Origin of the sequence: Chryseobacterium sp. MEBOG06 (assembly GCF_021869765.1) — a bacterium.
Lineage (GTDB): Bacteria > Bacteroidota > Bacteroidia > Flavobacteriales > Weeksellaceae > Chryseobacterium.
Genome location: NZ_CP084580.1, coordinates 295,432 through 316,214 on the forward strand (window position 1 = coordinate 295,432; position 20,783 = coordinate 316,214).

At 35.9% G+C, this 20,783-nt stretch carries 13 protein-coding genes; 9 read left to right on the forward strand and 4 right to left on the reverse strand.

All coding sequences use genetic code 11. The features are described 5' to 3' along the window. Positions 1 to 152: 152 nt before the first annotated feature. The 3 genes from rfbA to LF887_RS01310 all read right to left on the reverse strand — a co-directional run bounded on the left by rfbA (position 153) and on the right by LF887_RS01310 (position 3,521). Positions 153 to 1,016 carry a glucose-1-phosphate thymidylyltransferase RfbA gene (rfbA, locus tag LF887_RS01300; RefSeq protein ID WP_236857037.1) on the reverse strand — a complete coding sequence of 288 codons (864 nt, stop codon included), beginning with the start codon at positions 1,014 to 1,016 and terminating at the stop codon, positions 153 to 155. Between the two features lie 106 nt (positions 1,017 to 1,122). Further along, positions 1,123 to 2,202 (reverse strand): dTDP-glucose 4,6-dehydratase, encoded by a 1,080-nt coding sequence (gene rfbB, locus LF887_RS01305; RefSeq protein ID WP_236857038.1) that lies wholly within the window; start codon positions 2,200 to 2,202, stop codon positions 1,123 to 1,125. A 5-nt stretch (positions 2,203 to 2,207) separates the two neighbouring features. Further along, positions 2,208 to 3,521, reverse strand: coding sequence for a UDP-glucose dehydrogenase family protein (locus LF887_RS01310; protein ID WP_236857039.1), 1,314 nt, complete (start codon positions 3,519 to 3,521; stop codon positions 2,208 to 2,210). Positions 3,522 to 3,736: 215 nt separating this feature from the next. On the opposite strand from LF887_RS01310, the gene rimP reads away from it, so the two are divergent. The 3 genes from rimP (at position 3,737) to infB (ending at position 8,499) form a co-directional block, all read left to right on the forward strand. Continuing rightward, entirely contained in the window at positions 3,737 to 4,204 is a 468-nt protein-coding gene (gene rimP, locus LF887_RS01315) for a ribosome assembly cofactor RimP (RefSeq protein WP_236857040.1), read from the forward strand. Between the two features lie 16 nt (positions 4,205 to 4,220). Further along, on the forward strand, positions 4,221 to 5,456 hold the full coding sequence (gene nusA, locus LF887_RS01320) for a transcription termination factor NusA (RefSeq protein WP_236857041.1): 1,236 nt from the start codon (positions 4,221 to 4,223) through the stop codon (positions 5,454 to 5,456). Positions 5,457 to 5,532: 76 nt separating this feature from the next. Next, a complete protein-coding gene (gene infB, locus LF887_RS01325) occupies positions 5,533 to 8,499 on the forward strand; it encodes a translation initiation factor IF-2 (protein ID WP_236857042.1) in 2,967 nt (988 codons plus the stop codon). 88 nt (positions 8,500 to 8,587) lie between these two features. On the opposite strand, the gene LF887_RS01330 is transcribed toward infB, so the two are convergent. After that, positions 8,588 to 9,268 (reverse strand): hypothetical protein, encoded by a 681-nt coding sequence (locus LF887_RS01330; RefSeq protein WP_236857043.1) that lies wholly within the window; start codon positions 9,266 to 9,268, stop codon positions 8,588 to 8,590. 436 nt (positions 9,269 to 9,704) lie between these two features. Between LF887_RS01330 and LF887_RS01335 the strand changes: the two genes are divergently transcribed. From LF887_RS01335 to fabD, 6 genes are all read left to right on the forward strand, one after another. Beyond that, the gene (locus tag LF887_RS01335; RefSeq protein ID WP_236857044.1) at positions 9,705 to 12,569 is read left to right on the forward strand and encodes a SusC/RagA family TonB-linked outer membrane protein; all 2,865 of its coding nucleotides are present in this window, start codon (positions 9,705 to 9,707) and stop codon (positions 12,567 to 12,569) included. 12 nt (positions 12,570 to 12,581) lie between these two features. After that, positions 12,582 to 14,219: a RagB/SusD family nutrient uptake outer membrane protein gene (locus tag LF887_RS01340; RefSeq protein ID WP_236857045.1), complete on the forward strand. Its 1,638-nt coding sequence runs from the start codon at positions 12,582 to 12,584 to the stop codon at positions 14,217 to 14,219. Positions 14,220 to 14,309: 90 nt separating this feature from the next. Then, complete coding sequence (locus tag LF887_RS01345; protein WP_236857046.1) at positions 14,310 to 16,250, forward strand: putative porin; 1,941 nt, start codon at positions 14,310 to 14,312, stop codon at positions 16,248 to 16,250. 12 nt (positions 16,251 to 16,262) lie between these two features. Then, the gene (gene bshC / locus LF887_RS01350) at positions 16,263 to 17,849 is read left to right on the forward strand and encodes a bacillithiol biosynthesis cysteine-adding enzyme BshC (protein WP_236857047.1); all 1,587 of its coding nucleotides are present in this window, start codon (positions 16,263 to 16,265) and stop codon (positions 17,847 to 17,849) included. 38 nt (positions 17,850 to 17,887) lie between these two features. Then, on the forward strand, positions 17,888 to 19,828 hold the full coding sequence (locus LF887_RS01355; RefSeq protein WP_236857048.1) for a LysM peptidoglycan-binding domain-containing protein: 1,941 nt from the start codon (positions 17,888 to 17,890) through the stop codon (positions 19,826 to 19,828). A gap of 70 nt (positions 19,829 to 19,898) precedes the next feature. Next, positions 19,899 to 20,774 carry an ACP S-malonyltransferase gene (fabD, locus tag LF887_RS01360; RefSeq protein ID WP_236857049.1) on the forward strand — a complete coding sequence of 292 codons (876 nt, stop codon included), beginning with the start codon at positions 19,899 to 19,901 and terminating at the stop codon, positions 20,772 to 20,774. The last annotated feature ends 9 nt before the right edge of the window (positions 20,775 to 20,783 follow it).

The window sequence follows — 20,783 nt, forward strand, 5'->3', positions numbered from 1 at the left end:
TTATAAATAATTAATTCTTACCTTGTTTTTCTAGTTTATGAATTATTGTTAAAATAAAACTAAAAAATTACAACTAATATATTGATATTTGTTGGTATAAGCAAAAACTATTGGCATAAAGCCAATAGTTTGCAGTATGTGTAAAGTTTGTATTATTTACGGATAAGCTGTTTTAAATATTCGCCGTAGCCGCTTTTTCCGTATTTTACTGCGGTTTCAAGCAGTTTTTCTTCATTGATGAACTTATTTCGGAATGCGATTTCTTCGATGCAGCCAATTTTGAAGCCTTGTCTTTTTTCGATAACACTTACAAATTCAGAAGCGTCGTGAAGAGAGTCAAAGGTTCCGGTGTCCAGCCATGCAGTACCTCTGTCCAGAACGGCGACTTCCAGTTTTTGATTTTTCAGATAGACGTTATTGATGTCAGTGATCTCTAATTCACCCCTTGCAGAAGGTTGAATGTTTTTTGCAATCTCCACTACATTGTTGTCGTAAAAGTATAAACCTGGAACGGCGTAATTTGATTTTGGATTCAGTGGCTTTTCTTCAATAGAGACCGCTTTTAGATCTTTGTCGAATTCTACAACACCATATCTTTCAGGATCGGCAACATGGTATGCAAATACAACCCCTCCTTCAGGATTGGTTTTATTTTTCAGTAAAGTTCCCATTTCAGAACCATAAAAAATATTATCACCTAAAACCAGAGCGGCAGAATCATTGCCAATAAACTGATCTCCCAAAATAAATGCCTGGGCAAGTCCATCCGGGCTTGGCTGTACAACATATTCAATATTACATCCTATCTGAGAGCCATCCCCCAAAAGCTTGATAAATCCTTCCTGATCGTGTGGTGTTGTTATAATTAGGATATCCTTAATCCCGGCTAAAAGAAGCGTAGATAGTGGATAGTAAATCATAGGTTTATCATAAACAGGCATTAATTGCTTACTGACTGCTATGGTTAGAGGGTAAAGTCTTGTTCCGGAACCCCCGGCTAATATTATTCCTTTCATGTGTTAGTGCGTATTACGCTTATTTCTTTTGTGTTGTAAGTTGATTATTTTTACTTTGTAAAGGCTAATAAGAAAGTTGTGCTTTATTAGCTTTATTATTAAAAGTTTAGCTGTATTGTTTATGATAGTAATCCTGGTAATTTCCGGTAGTGACATTTTCCAGCCATTCTTTATTTTCCAGATACCAGTCAATTGTTTTTCCTAATCCTTCTTCAAAAGTTACAGATGGTTTCCATCCTAGATCCTGATTCAGCTTAGTTGCATCGATAGCATAACGTTTGTCATGTCCAGGTCTGTCTTTTACAAAAGTGATGAGTTTCTCAGAATAGCCTTCCGGTTTTCCAAGCTTAGCATCCATCTGTTTGATCAACTCTTTCACCAGATCAATATTTTGCCATTCGTTAAAACCGCCAATGTTATAAGTTTCTCCTGTTTTAGCTTCGTTAAAAATTTGGTGGATTCCCTTTGCGTGATCGATTACAAATAACCAGTCTCTCGTATATTTTCCATCACCATAGATTGGCAGTGGTCTTTCATTCATAATGTTAGAAATACAAAGAGGAATTAGCTTTTCAGGGAAGTGATTAGGTCCGTAATTATTTGAACAGTTTGATACAATGAAAGGCATGCCGTATGTGTTTCCATAGGCTCTTACCAAGTGGTCGGAAGCTGCTTTTGAAGCTGAGTATGGAGACTGAGGGTCGTAAGATGTTGTTTCTAAAAAGAATCCTGTTTCTCCCAAGCTTCCGTATACTTCATCTGTAGAAACATGATAGAATAAGTTGGTTCTTTTTTCGTCAGGGAATCTTCCGTGGGTATGGTCCGGATTTAATGTCCAGAACTCTTTACAAAGATTGAGGAGGTTGGCTGTTCCATTCACATTGGTGTTGATAAATGCCATTGGGTCTGTGATGCTTCTGTCCACATGGCTTTCTGCAGCTAAATGTACTACAGCATCCGGATTATATTTTTCAAAGACTTTTCTAAGTTCTTCCGGTTGGGTGATATCTGCTTTTTCGAAAACATAATTAGGCTCATTTTCGATGTCTTTCAGGTTTTCCAGATTTCCGGCATAGGTAAGAGCATCAAGATTGATGATCATGGTATCCGGGTTGTTTTTTACAAATTCTCTCACAACATGGGATCCGATGAATCCGGCTCCTCCAGTAATAATAATATTTTTCATTTATGTTATTTTAAAATGGTCTTTCTTCCTATACTTTTATAATAAAATCCGTTTTGCTCAGGGATTTCCAGCGGATACATATTTCTGCCGTCAAAAATGACTGTGTTTTTCATTTTTTTAGCCATAAGTTCAAAATTAGGATTTTTGAACTCCGGCCATTCTGTAGCGATGAATAGTGCATCTGCATCTTCTAACGCATCATACATTCCCTTGGCGTATTGTATCTTGTCTCCGAGGAATTTTTTAACATTGTTTTCTGCAACGGCATCATAAGCTGTGATTTTTGCTCCTTTCTCTAATAAAAGAGCGATATTGTCCAATGATGAAGCTTCTCTTATGTCATCTGTATTGGCCTTGAAAGCAAGCCCCCACATTGCGATTTTCTTTCCTTCAATGTTGCCTCCAAAATATTTTTCAATTTCAGATACTAAAATTACTTTCTGAGTGGTATTTACATTTTCTGTTGCTTCCAGAATCTGGAAGTTAAAATCTTCCTGTTTTCCGGATTTTATCAATGCTTTCACATCTTTAGGAAAACAGCTTCCGCCATATCCGATACCCGGGAATAAAAACCGGTGCCCGATTCTGTCGTCACTACCCATTCCAAGTCTTACTTTGTCTACATCTGCACCCACCTTTTCACAGTAATTGGCAATCTCATTCATGAAAGTGATTTTTACAGCAAGAAATGAGTTCGCAGCATATTTTGTAAGTTCGGATGACTTCTCATCCATAAAGATAATGGGGATGCCGGTATTGGTAAAGGGCTGATAGATTTTAGACATAATGTCCTTTGCTCTTTCAGCGCTTGCTCCTACAACCACTCTGGATGGATTCATGGAATCTTCAACCGCAAAACCTTCTCTTAAAAATTCAGGATTTGAAACTACATCAAAAGGAATGTCTGTTTTTGAAGATATAGTTTCTCTTACCCTATCGGCAGTTCCTACAGGTACGGTGCTTTTATTGACAATGACTTTGTATTCTGTCATCATTTCGCCAATATTGCTGGCAACATGCAGTACATAGGATAAATCCGCAGAACCGTCTTCTCCGGGAGGAGTAGGCAGCGCCAGATATATGACTTCACTTTTGTCTAATGCCTGTTTAAGGTCGGTGGTGAAAAATAATCTTTCGGATTGGATGTTTCTGAGAAACATTTCTTCAAGGTTCGGCTCATAGATGGGAACAATGCCGTTTTTCATACCTTCTACTTTTTTTTCATCAATATCAACACAGTATACTGAATTGCCAAGTTCTGCCAGAGTAGTTCCTGTAACCAATCCTACATAACCTGTTCCTACAATCGTTATATTCAAAATGTTTGTTTTTAAATTCTAGAAGCAAAAATAATAAAAATACTTTCACTTGCTTCTTTAATTTATCGTAAAAGAATTTTAAGCTATTTGCTTGATAATAAGATTATTTTGCTTTTTTAGAAAAAAGACGTATATTTGCATTGGATTTACGGGAAAAATGGGAAGGCTTCGAAAGAAAGCCTTTTTTCGTACTGTAAATCAAGATAAAAGAACGTATGGAGTTTAGAAAAAGAATTGAAGAATTATTAAATGAATTCCTTGAGACAAGACAAGATCTGTTTCTTATTGATCTTAAGATCTCTGCAGGGGATGATATTACAGTGATTTTAGATGGAGACAATGGAGTTTCTTTGCAGGATTGCCTTGATGCAAGCCGTGCAATAGAGTTCAATATGGATCGTGAAGAACATGACTTTAGTCTGCAGGTGATGTCTGCAGGATTAAGTGAGCCTTTGGTTACTCCAAGACAGTTTGGTAAAAACATTGGAAGAGAAATTGAAGTGATGCTGGAGGATTCTTCTAAAATTGAAGGAGAATTGTCAAAAGTAGATGAAGAGAAGATCACCCTTATTCTACGTTACCGTAAGCCGAAAGATATCGGTAAAGGCAAGGTAGATGCAGAGGAGGAGAAAGAAATACCTTACTCCGAGATCAAAAAAGCATTAGTAGTAATTAAATTTTAAAAAGAAAAAAGAATAGATGGATAATATAGCGTTGATTGAATCCTTTGGTGATTTTAAAGACGAAAAGGGGATCAGTAAAATTGATCTTATGGCAATTATTGAGGATTCACTGAAGACACTTTTGAGAAAAAGATTTGATTCAGATGACCACTTTGACGTGATTGTGAACCCAGATAAAGGAGATTTTCAGATATTTTTGAATAAAACAATTGTAGAAGATGAGATGTCTGAAGACGATGATTTGGAAATTGAAATTTCTGAAGCAAAGAAGATTGACTCTACATTTGAAGTAGGTGAGGATTTTACAATGGAAATTCCTGTGGCTCAGTTGGGAAGAAGAAATATTCTTACACTGAAGCAGATTCTGGCTACAAAACTTCAGGAGCATAATAATGCAATGCTGTATGAACAGTTTAGAGATAAAATTGGAGAAATAGTTGTTGGGGAAATTCACCATATCCGTCACAAGCACGTGATTTTGTTGGATGATGAAGGGAATGAATTTATTTTACCAAAAGAAAACCAGATCCCATCCGATTTCTTTAAAAAGGGTGAGAATATCAGAGCTATTGTTGAGACAGTAGATTTTAAAGGTTCAAAACCACAGATTATTATTTCCAGAACTGCACCTAAGTTTCTTGAAAAGTTACTTGAGTTGGAAATTCCTGAAATCCAGGACGGAACTATTATCCTGAAAAAGGTAGTAAGAATTCCTGGGGAGAAGGCGAAGATTGCAGTAGATGCTTATGATGACAGAATTGATCCGGTAGGAGCTTGTGTTGGAGTGAAAGGATCCAGAATTCATGGCGTTGTAAGAGAGTTGAAAAATGAAAACATCGATGTTATTCAGTGGTCTAAAAACCCTGAGATTTTGGTGAAGAGAGCGTTAGGAAATGTTACGGTTAACAAGATTGAGATCAATGAGGAGACCAATTATGCATTGGTATATACTCCGGTTGAAGAAATTTCTAAAGTAATCGGAAAACAAGGTCAAAATATCAGACTGGCTTCTTGGTTGACAGGATATGAGATTGATGTATACAGAGAGTCCAGCGAGGATGACGATGTTGAATTGAGAGAATTCAACGACGACATTGAGCAGTGGATTTTGGATGAGTTTAAGAAAGTAGGACTTACGACTGCAAAATCAGTATTGGATAAAGAAACTGAAAGTCTTTTAAATATGGTAGACCTTGAAGAAGAAACAATTGAAGAGGTTAAACGTGTTCTGAGAGAAGAATTTGAAGATTAAGATTTTAATAAATTTTAATAAACAGTAAAAAGGAAATACTTTAATTTTAAAAATTAAAAAACAGTAAATAATATAGATGCCAAAAATTAGATTAAATAAAGCGGTTAAGGAATTCAATATTTCGATGTCCAGATTAGTAGAATTTTTACAGTCAAGGGGTTTCGTGGTTGAAAGCAATCCTAACGCTCAATTGGAAGAATCGGCATATTCTGCATTGGAAGCTGAGTTTGCTAAAGATGGCGAACAACGAAAGGCTTCCCATGAGGTGGTGATCACTAAAGTTCCGGAAGAAAAACTGGAAATTGAAGAAAAGAAAACCCCTGAAGTGATAAGAGCTAAAGCAAATAAACCAGAGACTAAAATTTTAGGTAAAATAGATCTAGAGCCTAAGAAGCCTGAAGTTGAGGAAGCTCCTGCAGTTCCTGTGGCTCCTGTTGCGACACCGGTTGAGGAAAAGAAAGAAGAAATCGTGAAAGAAGAACAACCGGAAGTTAAAGCAGCCCCTGAAAAGCAGGAATTTAAAGTTTTGGATAAAATTGATTTGTCTCAAATAGAATCTAGAAACAGACCTGTGAAAAAAGACAAACCAAAAATGGAGGAGAAAAAAGAAGAAGTTAAACCTGTGGAACCAGTGAAAGAAACTCCAAAACCAGTAGTTGTAGAAGAGAAAAAAGTGGAAGCTCCTAAAGTAGAAGCTGCTCCTGAGTCTCAAGAACCACAAAAAATTGAAACAGTTTATCAAAAACTAGATGGTCCTAAGATCGTTGGAGAAAAGATTGACTTAACTCAGTTTGCACCAAAACCAGGTTCTGGAGCGAAAAAGAAAAGAAAGAGAATTGAAAAACCAGGTGGCCCGAATAACCAACAAGGTCAGGGGAATAATCAAAACTCAGGAAATAATAACCAAGGAGGCCAGGGCCAGGGAAACCGTCAGAATAACAACGGTGGACAAGGTGGTAACCGTCAGGGCCAAAATGGTCAGGGTGGTCCAGGAAACAGGCCTCAAGGTCAGGGAGGTCCGGGAGGAAACCGTTTTGGAAATAACAATAACCAGAACCGCCCAGGTGGTCAAGGTGGAGGATTCAAAAAAGGTGCCCCGAATAACAGACCCGGACAACGAGTTATGCCAGTTGAACTGACTGACGAACAAGTTAAAAACCAGATCAAAGAAACATTAGAGAAACTTACTAACAAAGGAGGGAAGTCTAAATCTGCAAAACACAGAAAAGATAAAAGAACATACAGAAGAGAACAGGATGAGCGTCAGCAAGAGCTAGAAGCACAAGACAGAACTCTTAAAGTAACGGAATTTATCACAGTAGGTGAATTGGCGAGTTTGATGAATGTTTCCCCAACTGAAGTAATCTCTGCTTGTTTCTCACTAGGTGTAATGGTTACGATGAACCAGAGACTTGAAGCTGATACTTTATTATTGGTTGCTGACGAATTTGGTTATAAAATTGAATTCTCAGATGCTGATCTGGAAGAAAGTGATAGTGAAGAAATTATAGATTCTGAAGAGGATCTTATGTCAAGAGCTCCAATTGTAACAGTAATGGGACACGTTGACCACGGTAAGACTTCATTACTTGACTACATTAGAAAAACAAATGTAATTGCCGGTGAATCTGGAGGAATTACACAGCATATTGGTGCTTACAACGTGAAACTTGAAAACGGACAAAGAATTACATTCTTAGATACTCCAGGTCACGAAGCGTTTACAGCGATGAGAGCCAGAGGTGCTCAGATCACGGATATTGCAATTATCGTAATTGCTGCCGATGATGATGTGATGCCTCAAACGAGAGAAGCTATTTCTCACGCACAGGCTGCTGGTGTACCAATGATTATTGCATTAAATAAGGTAGATAGACCGAGTGCAAACCCTGATAATGTTAGACAGCAGCTTTCCGGAATGAATATTCTGGTAGAAGAATGGGGAGGGAATGTACAGGCGCAGGAAATTTCTGCAAAATTTGGTAACAATATGGATATTCTATTAGAAAAGGTATTACTTCAGGCAGAAATGCTTGATTTAAAAGCTAATCCTAATAGAAATGCTCAAGGTGTTGTTATTGAAGCTTCGCTGGATAAAGGAAGAGGATACGTAGCAACAATGTTGGTACAGACAGGAACTTTAAAAGTGGGAGATTATGTAGTGGCAGGTAAAAACCACGGTAAGGTAAAAGCGATGCTTGATGAAAGAGGAAGAAACCTTACAGAAGCTGGTCCATCTATTCCTGTAACTATTTTAGGATTAGACGGAGCCCCTACAGCCGGTGATAAGTTTAAAGTATATGAAGATGAAAGTGAAGCTAAGACTATCGCTAATAAGAGAGAGCAGCTTCAGAGAGAACTTTCAATCAGAACTAAGAAACATACTACACTTGAAGAATTAGGTAGAAGAATTGCTTTAGGTGATTTCAAAGAATTGAATATTATCTTAAAAGGTGACGTGGATGGATCAGTGGAAGCACTATCCGATCAGTTGCAAAGGTTATCTACTGCCGAAATTAACGTTAATATTCTTCACAAAGGAGTAGGACAGATTACTGAATCTGACGTTAACTTAGCTGCCGCTTCAGATGCTATTATCATTGGATTTAACGTAAGAGCCGGTGCTAACGCTAAAGATCTTGCAGACAGAGAAGAAATTGAAATCCGAAACTATTCTGTAATCTATGCTGCTATTGAAGAGGTGAAAGAAGCTATGGAAGGGATGCTTTCTCCTGAAATTAAAGAACAGGTAATCGGTAATGTCGAGATAAGAGAGGTATTTAAGATCTCTAAAGTCGGAACAATTGCTGGATGTATGGTTCTTTCAGGAAAAGTGGCCAGAAACTCTAAAGTAAGAGTATTGAGAGATGGAATCGTGAAATTTGACGGAGAGCTTGAAAGCTTGAAGCGTTTCAAAGATGATGTGAAGGAAGTAACAAAAGGTTACGAATGTGGTCTGAACCTGAAAGGGTATAATGATATCGAAGTCGGTGATATTCTTGAAGTTTACGAAGAAGTAGCCGTTAAGAAAAAACTGAAATAATTCTTTCAGATAAAATAGAAACAGCCGTCTCAATGAGACGGCTGTTTTATTTGTAATAATTTTTCTATTTCACTAGGATGTTGATTGCCTAATCCTGGTTTAAGAAAGTGACCAGTTTTATCAAGTCTTCATCTTTATCAAACTTGATTTTATTAGACTTAAAGAAAGTGTTTAAAGCTTCTTTTTTATCAGGAAACTGCTCGATGATTTCTTTCTGATTTCGAGGTTTCTTTATAAAACCTTTGTCTGTTTTTATATAATATGCAGGATCTAAAGCCCTGAAATTTGCCGGTCTGTCACTAGCGTAAGAATTAGCTGCCGGAACAAGATCAGTGAATTTGGTTTTTACTTTTTTATACAAACTGTTTTTGCCATTAACTAGTTCTAAAAAATAGCCGCTTAAATCATCAGAGGTCTGAAGAAGTACGATTGTTTGTTTAGGAGAGGAAATTTCAATTCTTGAAAAGTCTGCAGTCTTAGGAAGAACCTGAATTTCGTTGTTTTTCTTAAACTCCACTTCATCACTATAGCTGTTATAACGTACCGGAACCTGTTCATAGTTAGCAGCCACCTTAGCGTTAGAAAATTCTTTAGTAAGATATGGAGAAGCTCCTGGAATTTCATCATATTTCAAAGTTTTACCTGTTGTAGACTTGATTCCATCAAATACGGATTGTGCGCCTGTAGCACCGTTTATAGAAAGGGTCTGTTGGCCAAAGCTGAAGTTAAGGCCAGCGAGAATTAATGTGGTTAAAATCGTTTTTTTCATGCTTTAAATTTATGAAATTTTTGTTTTTTTAAGTAATATGTTAATATACTATTTTATAAGAATATAGCATATATTCTTTTTTGTTTGTAAAGAAAGTGATTTTTTTGAAATTAATGAATAAAATATTATGATCTTGCCTTAAAAATATATTTTCTTCTATAAAGTTGTTAGAAGGCTGAAAATTAGCACTATTGTAATTTAGATTTATTATAAATAATTTTTTTTAAGTTGACTATAAAACGTTAAAAGATTGAATTTTTGGATTTTATTTTAAATTTTAAAGAATAATTTACATGATAAATTACGAAATATGTTATATATTCAATGTTAAACCTGGTATATTGTGAATATTAAAGAGTAAGATGTAAATGAAAAATTTGCTAGTATTAATATTTATTAACATATTTGCCCCTAAAATATATTAAAATTTGTTAATATGAATGTTAAACTACGTGTATTAACAGCTGGTGTTTTGTTTTTTACAGGCCAGGCTGTGTTTGCTCAGGAAAATGGCTCTAAGGACAAAAAGGACAAGGAGACGAAAATTGAGGAGGTAGTTGTTTTAGGGTATAGTAAGACAGCTACAAAGGCAAAATCTACAACTGCTTCAGTGACAGTTGGTTCTGAAACGTTAGAAAACAGACCAAATATTTCTGTTTTGAACTCAATTCAGGGTACAGCTCCTGGTATTGTAGTTAACTCAGCATCTGGTTCTCCGGGTTCTGGTAAATTCAATATCCTTATTAGAGGTTTGAGTTCATTAAATGGTTCTAGAGATCCATTATATGTAGTAGATGGTGTCATCACATCTGGATCTCAGTTTAGAAACCTAAACTCTTATGATATTGATACATTCAGTATTCTGAAAGATGCTCAGGCAACTGCCATCTATGGTAACAGAGCAGCTAATGGGGTTGTTGTAATTACAACAAAAGGAGGGAAATTTAATTCTGGATTAAAGGTTTCTTATGATGCATTGACATCTTTCTCCATGATACCTAAGACACAGTACAACATGTCTAATGCTAAGCAGTTGTTACAAATACAAAAAAATTATGATGGAGGTTATGCAGCTGATGTCGGTTTGTCTCAACAAGACATTGATAATTGGTCGACAGACACAGACTGGAGAAAACAATTTACTCAGGTAGGTATTTCCCAGCAACATAACTTGTCTATTACTGGTGGTGGAGAAAATATTAATAATTTCTTATCTTTAGGATATTTAGATAGTGAAGGTACTATAAAGTCTACTGATTTCAAGAGATTTACATTGAGAAATAACTTGAGTGGTAGATCTAAAGATGGTAAGTTAACCTTCGGAACTATTATAGGATTAGGATATTCTAAGAGAAATCAGTTAGATGATGAGGAGAATTCAGGAGTTTCTAACAATGTAATACAAAACCCATTATTTGGAAGTGTAATTTCACCTACTTATTTAGCTCCTAATCCTTATTCTAATGGGGTGCAATTATTCAATGCTATCGGACAGAATAGCGCAGCCTACAGACCCTGGGTTCTTCAGGACAACATTAATGGAGGCGTAAGAAACAGATTTACTGAATTAAGTATTTCTGCTAATGCCAATGTAAACTATAAAATAACTGATTATTTAACTGTTGGTAACAGAACTGGTATTGAGTATAAAGAATACGAAAGAATCTTTGCAAGAGGTGCTCAGGGATATTTATCTACAGCTGTAGCTGCTAGTTCAGGTGCTAAATACGGAGGGTCAGAAAGTTTTACTACAACTCAGGACTTAACATTTAACAGTATTACGAACATTACATTTAACAAAACATTTGGAGATCATACGCTTTCAGTAGCGGCTTACATGGATTATATAAAAGCTCATGTAAATACTAATACTCAAACTCAAAATGGATTGAACCCATTGCAATGGCAATTCGGAGCAGGTACAGGTTATATTCCTTTTAACCCGGATACTCCAAATATTTACAGACCAACTGTTGGCGCTTCAAAAGTAACAGCGGGAACATTAGCTTATTTCGGGACGTTAGATTACGATTATAAAGATAAATATGGGATAAGTGGAGTTGTAAGAAGAGATGGGTCATACCGTTTCTTACCTACAAACAGATGGGAGACTTTCTGGTCTGCTGCGGTTAGATGGAATATCGATAAAGAAGATTTCATGGCCAACTCTGGATTCAGATTACTTAAGTTAAGAGCTTCCATTGGTACAACAGGTAACCAGAACTTAGGAATTGCAACTAATAATGCTAACCCATTAGCGTTACTTCCAAACAACTTCCTTGATTTATACTCAGGAATTTCAGGATACCAGAACTTAATGGGATATAACTTTGTTAACTTATCAAACCCATACTTAAAATGGGAGCAGGTAAAACAGACAGATATTGGTTTAGATTTTAACTATAAAGGTATTGTAGAAGGTAGTTTTGATTACTATCAAAAAAGAACATCCAGAATGTATAACACTTTACAATTCTCTGCAGCTACCGGAACTTATGGTATTAGAGGGAATAACGGGGTTCTTGATAATAAAGGGGTTGAAGGTTTAATCAGATTTAATGCAATTAAAAATGAAAACCTGAAGTTATCAATCTTTGTTAACGGTGCATACAATTCTAACAAAATTGTTTCAATGAGTAATGAGGATCTTGCAGGAGATGTCGTTAATGCTGTTGGAGGACCTATTAGTCAATATCAGTTGTATCACTATGCCGGTGTAAATTCAGCAAATGGTAACTTACTATTTGTTGACAAAAACGGAAATACTACAGAAAACGTAACATCTGCAGATAGAATCTTAACTGGAAAATCTCCGTATGCTAAATTTACCGGTGGTTTTGGATTTAACTTCCAGTATAAAGGATGGTTCTTGGATACTCTATTCTCATTCCAGCAAGGAGGATATATCTATGATAACTTACACTCTTGGGTAATGAATCCTGATTATGCAGCTAGTAATATCAACGTATCTGCAGATTTATTAAATGCTTGGACTCCACAGAATACAGGATCTAACGTTCCGAACTTAGATGCTACCAACGCTACTTTAGATGGGTCGTCAGACAGATTCTTGTATAAATCAGATTTCATAAGACTTAAAAATATTTCTTTAGGATATTCATTCACTAAAGAACAGTTAGGAAAATTACCAGTTAAGGGAATTAAAGTGTTCGTTCAGGCTGAAAACATCTATACATGGAGCAGCTGGAAAGGTTTTGACCCAGAGCCGGTTACTACTTATTCGTTAAACGTATATCCGAACCCTAAAACGGTGTCAGTTGGGTTAAATGTTGATTTTTAATAAAAAAGAATTATGAAAAGAATTATAAATACAGTTTTAATTTTAGCAACTTTATCAGCAACAGGATTTGCTTTGAACAGTTGCCAAGATGCTCTTGATATTAAACAAGCAGGAGAATTAAAGCCTGAAGAAGTGTTTACGAATGTATCAAATTTAAGTGAAGCTTTAAATGGATCAGTTTATGCAATATTTGATCCAATAGATGAAATATATTTTACTGCTGTTTTTACTGATGAGGTAAAACCGGGTAGTGGTAGTGGAGGTCAGGAGTATGATTTACACAGGTTCTTTCTAGATCCATCTACTTCAGCTGTTGGAGGAGGTACTATCAGTACTACCTCAACTGACGGAATCTGGCTTAATAACTATAAAGTTATTAACAGAATTAACAGATTGTTGGAAGGAGCGAAAAGTATTACTCCTAATGGTGCTGCGGAAACAGCTACATATAATAATATCCTTGCACAAGCGAGAGCAATCAGAGCATTTTGTTATGTTCAGCTGGAGGCTTATTTTTCTACCAACATGAAGGATCCTGGTGCTTTAGGGGTTCTTCTTGTTAAAGATGTGCCTTCTACAGATGCTAAATTGCCTAGAGTAAAGAATCAGGATGTTTATGACTTTATCAATTCAGACTTAGATTACGCAAGAGGTATATTAACTTCATCTTCATCTAATGCTGCTAGGTATTATGTAGATAAAAATTTCGTTAATGCTCTTACTGCTCGTTTCAATATATATAGAGGAAATACAGCATTGGCAAAACAATATGCTCAAGATGTTATTTCAAATTCTGGTTTGAGCCTTACTGTAGCAACACCTGGCTCTATTCTCATTGACCCTAATAATCCTGCTTTAGGATTTCAACCTGTAGGTAATCCAGCTTGGAATACAGCATTTTATGGTACAGCATCTTCTTTTAACCCATACAGAAATATGTGGAATGATTCTGCAAGAGGGGAGATTATTTTCTCTCTAAACAGACTTCCATTAGGAGCAGGTGGAAGTATCGGAACAAGATGGAATACTAACCAATCTACTGTAAGTGGAGTACCAATGTGGTTCTTAGGCAGAAATTTATTTAATTTAATTTATACTCCTACAGGGCAGCCAGACAAAGGAGATATTAGAAGATACAATTATATAGATCCAACATCTGTTATCAATACAAATTATATGAATGTTGATTCTAAAGCCGATAGATTAGTAATTGATAAGTATCCAGGTAAAACAAGTACAGCGACAAGAAATGATTTAAAAGTATTTAGATTATCAGAAATGTACTTTATCTTGGCCGAAGCTGAAACAGCGGCTGGTAACTTATCTACAGCTCAGGGATTAATTCAGCAAGTGAGAGCAGCTAGAAATTATTTAGGAACAGCAACAACTCCTACTTATGCTAATGCTCAATCTGCTTATGCTGATATTTTGAAAGAGCGTAGAATTGAATTAGCTTTAGAAGGACACCGTTATATAGATTTAAAAAGACTTGCAACAGTAGCAGGTGTAACGATGGATAGAAACATTAAAGATGATTTTATCACGCTTCCTGTTCTTAATCTGCCAAATGATAGTTATAAGTATACTTTACCTATCCCTGTGCAAGAGACTTCGGCTAACCCGAATGCTCAGCAAAACCCTGGTTATTAATTAACAATAATCATATTATATACAACCCCTGCTCCGAGCAGGGTTTTTTATTTGCTATTATTTCTTATTTTTGCTGTACAATAATGAATAATGAAGTACATCCTTTTCATACTTTCCTTCTTTAGTTTCGTAGCCAAGGCACAGATTGTGGATAAAGCAGCTAATAAGAGGCCTCTGCCGAAAAAAGAAGATACATTAGTAATAGACTCGGGAAAGAAAGATTCCCTTAAAATTTTCAAACCTACTATCAATGATTACCAGTTTCAAACCCAGTTTTCTGAAAAGAAGATTTATGATACAGTAATGACTTTTGATAAGACCAACATCTTTTCTCAATATAATAACCGTGACAACTTCGGGAGAATTCAGCCGGCCAATATAGGTTCGGGATTCAATCCCCTGGTTTTTGAAGTCAATGCAGAAGAAAACCTTTCTTTACTGCCTTCCAATAAATCTTATATGATCATTGGAGCTAATGATGTAAAGTATTACGACGTAAAAACACCTACGGCAACTTTTGTTTATCATAATGCAATGAGAAATGGAGCTGCTTTAAATTCTACCTATACTCAAAACATTGGAAAAAGATTCAACTTTTCTGTTGAATATATGGGACTCCGCTCTCAGGGACTTTACAGAAATTCATTAGCGGCAAATAATAATACCATATTTTCAGGACACTATACTTCGAAAAGTGGAAACTATGAACTTTTTGCCCATTATTTACATCAAAATGTAAATAACCAGGAAAGTGGGGGGATCACTGAAGATAATCTTTTTCAGAACGGGGACAGCAACTATAAAAACAGACAGAATGCTCAGGTAAACTTAGCTTCGAGTAGTTCCCAGTTTTCTTACAGAAGATATTATCTGAGCCAGCAGTTCACGCCATTTAATTCAGAAAAATTTCCTTTCAGCATCAGACATACCATTTTTCACCAGGGAAATAAATACTATTATAATCAGGGTGCATTAGAAACTTATTGGTACAAGGATGCAACAGAGTTAGTGAATGGCTTTCCGCTGACAACAAAAAAATATTCTGAAAACTTAAGCAATACGGTAAGTTTGATTTTTAATAACGAAAAATTTAAGCTTGATGCTGGAGTACGTTATCAGATCATCAAACTTGGAATAAGAGATGTCGTTGCGTTGAACGGAGTTCCTTTTCCTGGCGAGCTTAAAGAAAACAGGATTGGAGCTGTCGGAAATTTACAGGTAAAACTTTTGGATAAAATTCAGTTAAATTCATTTTTAGAATTTTCAAACGGAAGTCAGTTTAAAAGCTATCTTAGAACAACAAATAATTTAAAGTTTGAGCCTATAAAAGATTATTTTGTAAATGCTAAGGTTAATTTTCAAAGTGCTTATCCATCATTCAATTATTTGCTAAATACTTCTGTATATAATAAATTCAACTATTATCTTGAAAATGCAAAAAATCAGTCCGTAATGGAACTTGGAGGAAGTATCAATTTAAAATGGTTTAAAACAGAGATCTTTGCCAACTATTTCAGAATTGATAATTATACCTATTTTGACAGCAATGGGAATCCGAAACAGAGTGATAACTCTTTGAATATTTCTCAGATCGGAGGTGATGCTACATTTAGCTATGGTAAATTTCACTTAAATACAAGACTGCATTTCCAAAATGCATTGACAAATAAAGATCTGCTTCCTATGCCGGGATTTATTGGTAGAGCCAACTTCTTCTATCAGACACAGGCATTCAAAAAAGCTGCAGAAATTCAGGCAGGACTTAAAGTGTATTACTTCTCTAAATTTGCCTCAAGAGATTATCTTCCTGTCCTCAATGAATATATTCTTCCCGATTCAAACTCATTTTCAATCGGGGGGCAGCCTATTGCGGACCTTTATATCAATATGAAAGTGAAGAAAATGTTCTTCTTTATAGAAGGACAGCAGATAGGGACCTTTATTTCTAATAACAAAGCGTATGCATTTCCACACTACCCGGTATATGATTTCAGACTCAATATTGGTATTGTATGGTATATGTTCAACTAAAAACTGTACAAGTTGAAAACAATTAATAAATTATCATTTAACGATATAGCAAGCATACCTCAATTGGTAAAAGATTTTTTGAACCAAAAAATTGAGGGTTTTGAAAATAAAACATTTTCTTTAGATAACTTCAGCCAGCAGATACATCAAAAACAAAACTCCTTTTCACCTGAACAGAGAACCGTTTTATTTGATGTATTTGAAAAGCAGCTTTCGGATATTAAGCTGTCCTCAAAACAGAAAGAAAATCTGGAATACCTTAAACTGCCGGATACGTTTACCATTACAACAGGGCATCAGCTGAATCTGTTTTCGGGACCGGTATTCTTTGTCTATAAAATTCTTCAGACAATAAAAACCTGTACCTATCTAAAAGAAAATTTTCCGGATTTTAATTTCGTTCCAGTATATTGGATGGCATCGGAGGATCATGACTTTGCCGAGATCAATCATTTTAAAACAGAGAACAATTACTACGAGACCAACGAAAAATCAGGAGGCCCGGTGGGGAGAATAGAAATCAGCGATATCTATTTTATTTCCGAATTTGAAAAAGAATTTAAAGATTCTGTTTTCGGAACCGAATTGATCCTGATGATGAAGGAGGCCTATAAACCGGGAAATACTTTAACACAGGCTATTAAAATTCTTGTAAACCGTCTCTTTTCTGAATTTGGTCTATTGATATTAGATGGTGATTCCAAAGAACTGAAAAATCAGATCAAAGGAGTTTTTAAAGATGAACTTCTTCATTTCAGTTTAGAAAAACAATCTAAAGCTAAAGTAGATTTTCTGACCGAAAAATATGGAAAGGTTCAGGTGAACCCAAGGGAAATTAATCTTTTCTATCTTTCCGATACCAGAGACAGAATTGAATTTAATGGTCAGAAATATATCATTGTAGATAAGAATATTCAGTTTACAGAAGAGGAGATATTGTCTGAACTGGAAAATCATCCTGAAAAATTCAGTCCTAATGCATTAATGCGTCCGGTATATCAGGAAAGGGTACTTCCAAATCTTGCTTACATTGGAGGAAATGCAGAAATCATGTATTGGCTGGAACTTAAAGATTACTTTTCAACCATTAATATTCCTTTTCCTATCCTCATTCCAAGGAATTCTATGCTTTTCTTAAAAGAGAAAATACTTGGGAAAATTGAAAAGCTGGATCTTAAAATAGAAGACTTTTTTCAGAATTTCACAGTACTTACCAATCATAAAATTTTAGAAGATAATACCATTTTGAAATTATTGGATGAGAAAGAGGAGTTGCTGATGCATAATTTTGAAGAGCTAAAAACTTCTGCAGAAACTACTGAGAAATCTTTTGGAAATATGGTGAAAGCAGAAGAAGTGAGACAGCTGAAATCATTCAAAAGAATGAAAAAGCGTTTGCTTCATGCCGAAAAAATAAAACAGATTGAATTGTTGGAAAGACTTGAAAATCTGTTTTTAGATGTTCATCCCGGGAAAACATGGCAGGAAAGAGTCTATAATTTTAGTGTGTTCTTTTCAGACTATGGTTATTCGTGGCTTGAAAATTGTTTCGAAGAAATGGTGGTTCAAGATTCCAAACTAATAATTGTTGCCATTTAATTTTAAAGAAGTATTTTTGTAAATTATAATTATCGAATATGATAAAGAGGTTTTTTATTCTATCCAGTTTATTTATGGTTTTGGGAGTTTCAGCCCAGAAATCACATACGGTTGTACAAGGTGATAACCCTTACAACATTGCAAAAAAGTATGGAATAACTGTAGATGAATTGCTGAAGCTAAACCCAAAGCATAAAGATGGTAAGCTGGCTATTGGAGATGTTTTAACTGTAAAATCAGATAAAGCAGTTACTCCTGTAGTTACAAAAACAGTTGTTGCTGAAAAGGCAGCTCCCAGTACTTCCGTTGGTAAAATTGTTTTGCAGCCAAAACAAACGATCTACGGAATTACCAAGCAATACCGAATTTCTGAAACCGATCTGAGAAAACTGAATCCTGAATTGGATACTCATATGAAAATCGGGGATGAGATTACACTACCTCTTGCAAGTATCAAAAAATTCGGAGGCAGCCAGCAGCCTGTAGCAACAGAAAAACCTGTAGAGGTTCCCGTTGAGAAAGTTGTAGCAGCTACCCCTGCTGTAGAAGGAGAAACTTATGTGATCCAGGCTAAAGATAATTACTACAGAATTACAAAACAGTTTGGAATCAGCCAACAGGATCTTTACACTTTAAACCCAGGTTTGGAAGAGAAAGGATTAAAGCCTGGAGATTCCATCAGAATAAAAAAATCAAATACTGAGACCGTTACCCCTACTGATGTGCCTGCTGTAAATCCAAAAGCAAAAATGGATTCAGGAAGCGACAAATCATCTACTTCTTCCAATGTAGTTGTGGGGGATGATTACGTAACGTATACTGTTCAGCAGGGAGATACCGTTTTCTCTATTGTTAACAGATTTGGTATTTCAATCGATGAACTGATTGCTCTTAACCCGGACCTTTCACATGGTTTGAAAACCGGAATGGTTTTAAAAATCAAAAAGCAGGATCCGGCATATAGTAAGAAAAACGGAGATGCCTTAAGCGTAGTACTTATGCTACCATTTGGATATAGTACGAACGAAACACAGTACAGAGCAATGGCACTTGACTTCTTGACCGGTGCTAAACTTGCTATCGAAAGAAATGCAAGAGGCGGGCAAAAATTGGATATCAAGATTGTTGACTCTGGAAATGAAGCATCTTTCAAAAGTTCTTTAACCCAGATTAATCCCGATAATACAGATTTGATTATCGGTCCATTCTTCAAATCCAACGTCATAGACGTTCTGGACTTTACAAAAAATCAAAAAATCCCGGTTGTAGCACCATTTGCCAACACTCCGGAATTATATAACTATAATAATCTTATCATCGTTGAAACGAACAATCAGACCTATGCTGATAAGATCGTAGAAGAAGTAAAAGGAATCTATTCTAACCAGAAAATATATGTAGTGGCAGACGCTAAGAAAGAAAACGCCAATTACATCAAAGCTGGTCTTGAAAAAGCAGTGAAAAATGCTGATGTTGTAATCGTTAATTCTCCGGCTGATATTCAGCTGGACCAAAATATGATGACGGGACAGTCTGCACCGGTAATTGCCATTCTTGCGAATGATGACAATAACGCTGGAGATGCTTTTGCTACAAAAATAATTGCACTTTCGAAAGAAGTACAGGGTGTAAAAGCTTTCAGTATGTTCTATTCTCCGGTTTTCGAAAAGAGGGTAGATGATTTGAGCCAGGCAAGTTTGGTTTATCTGATGGATAGAAAAATCAATACTGATGGTAACTTTGAAAAAGAAATCTTGGCGGCATATAAGAGCAAATACTGCAAAACACCTCCTAAATATGCAATAGTAGGATTTGATGTAGTCAATGATATGCTGACCAGAGAAAATAAAAAAGGCGAAATCTTTAAGCAGATGAATAAAGTGCAGACTCAGCTTGCAACAAAATTTGAGTTTGTAAAATCAAAAGCTAACGGAGCTTATGTGAATACCGGTTACAGAGTAATTAGATTAGTACCTTAAATCATTTATAGCTTTTTCAAAGAATATTCTTAACATTATAGTTATATTTGCATAATATTTAATTCAATACATGAAAGCACTTGTATTTCCAGGGCAGGGTTCTCAGTTCGTAGGAATGGGAAAAGAACTGTATGATTCTAGAAAAGATATTAAAGATCTGATGGAATCTGCCAATGAAATTTTAGGTTTTGATATTCTTTCCATTATGTTTAGCGGAGAGGATGCTGATCTTAAAAAAACAGAGGTTACCCAGCCTTCAATATTTATACATTCAGTAGCAGCATTAAAAGCAGTAAACGGTTTAGGAGCTGAAATGGTAGCAGGACACTCTTTAGGGGAATTCTCTGCATTGGTAGCAAATGGCGTTCTATCTTTTGATGATGGACTGAAATTAGTATCCGAAAGAGCTAAGGCAATGCAGGAGGCTTGTGACGCAAATCCAAGTTCTATGGCCGCTATTTTAGGATTGGAAGATGCTAAAGTAGAAGAAATCTGTGCTCAGATTAGTGGAATCGTAGTTCCTGCTAACTATAACTGCCCGGGGCAATTGGTAATCTCAGGAGAAACACTGGCAGTAGAAGAGGCTTGTGCAAAATTGAAAGAAGCCGGAGCTAAAAGAGCACTATTATTACCTGTAAACGGAGCTTTCCATTCACCATTGATGCAGCCGGCACAAGAAAGACTGGCAGCAGCTATCGAGAAAACAAAGTTCAGAAAAGCAACTATTCCTGTATATCAGAATATCACCACTACAGCAGTAACCAATCCTGATGAGATCAAGCAGAATTTGATCGCTCAGCTTACAGGTCCCGTAAAATGGACGCAGTCTGTTCAGAATATGATTAAGGATGGTGGCTCAAACTTCATTGAAGTAGGACCGGGAAAAACCCTTCAGGGATTGATCAAAAAAATTGACGGATCAGTAGAAGTTGCTTCTGCAATCTAATAAAAAAAT

Bases quoted from the DNA above. Each gene is read 5' to 3' on its own strand.
- infB (WP_236857042.1), top strand. From the start codon at position 5,533: ATGCCAAAAATTAGATTAAATAAAGCGGTTAAGGAATTCAATATTTCG.
- rfbB (WP_236857038.1), bottom strand. From the start codon at position 2,202: ATGAAAAATATTATTATTACTGGAGGAGCCGGATTCATCGGATCCCAT.
- LF887_RS01345 (WP_236857046.1), top strand. From the start codon at position 14,310: ATGAAGTACATCCTTTTCATACTTTCCTTCTTTAGTTTCGTAGCCAAG.
- LF887_RS01340 (WP_236857045.1), top strand. From the start codon at position 12,582: ATGAAAAGAATTATAAATACAGTTTTAATTTTAGCAACTTTATCAGCA.
- rimP (WP_236857040.1), top strand. From the start codon at position 3,737: ATGGAGTTTAGAAAAAGAATTGAAGAATTATTAAATGAATTCCTTGAG.
- rfbA (WP_236857037.1), bottom strand. From the start codon at position 1,016: ATGAAAGGAATAATATTAGCCGGGGGTTCCGGAACAAGACTTTACCCT.
- LF887_RS01335 (WP_236857044.1), top strand. From the start codon at position 9,705: ATGAATGTTAAACTACGTGTATTAACAGCTGGTGTTTTGTTTTTTACA.
- fabD (WP_236857049.1), top strand. From the start codon at position 19,899: ATGAAAGCACTTGTATTTCCAGGGCAGGGTTCTCAGTTCGTAGGAATG.
- LF887_RS01330 (WP_236857043.1), bottom strand. From the start codon at position 9,268: ATGAAAAAAACGATTTTAACCACATTAATTCTCGCTGGCCTTAACTTC.
- nusA (WP_236857041.1), top strand. From the start codon at position 4,221: ATGGATAATATAGCGTTGATTGAATCCTTTGGTGATTTTAAAGACGAA.
- LF887_RS01355 (WP_236857048.1), top strand. From the start codon at position 17,888: ATGATAAAGAGGTTTTTTATTCTATCCAGTTTATTTATGGTTTTGGGA.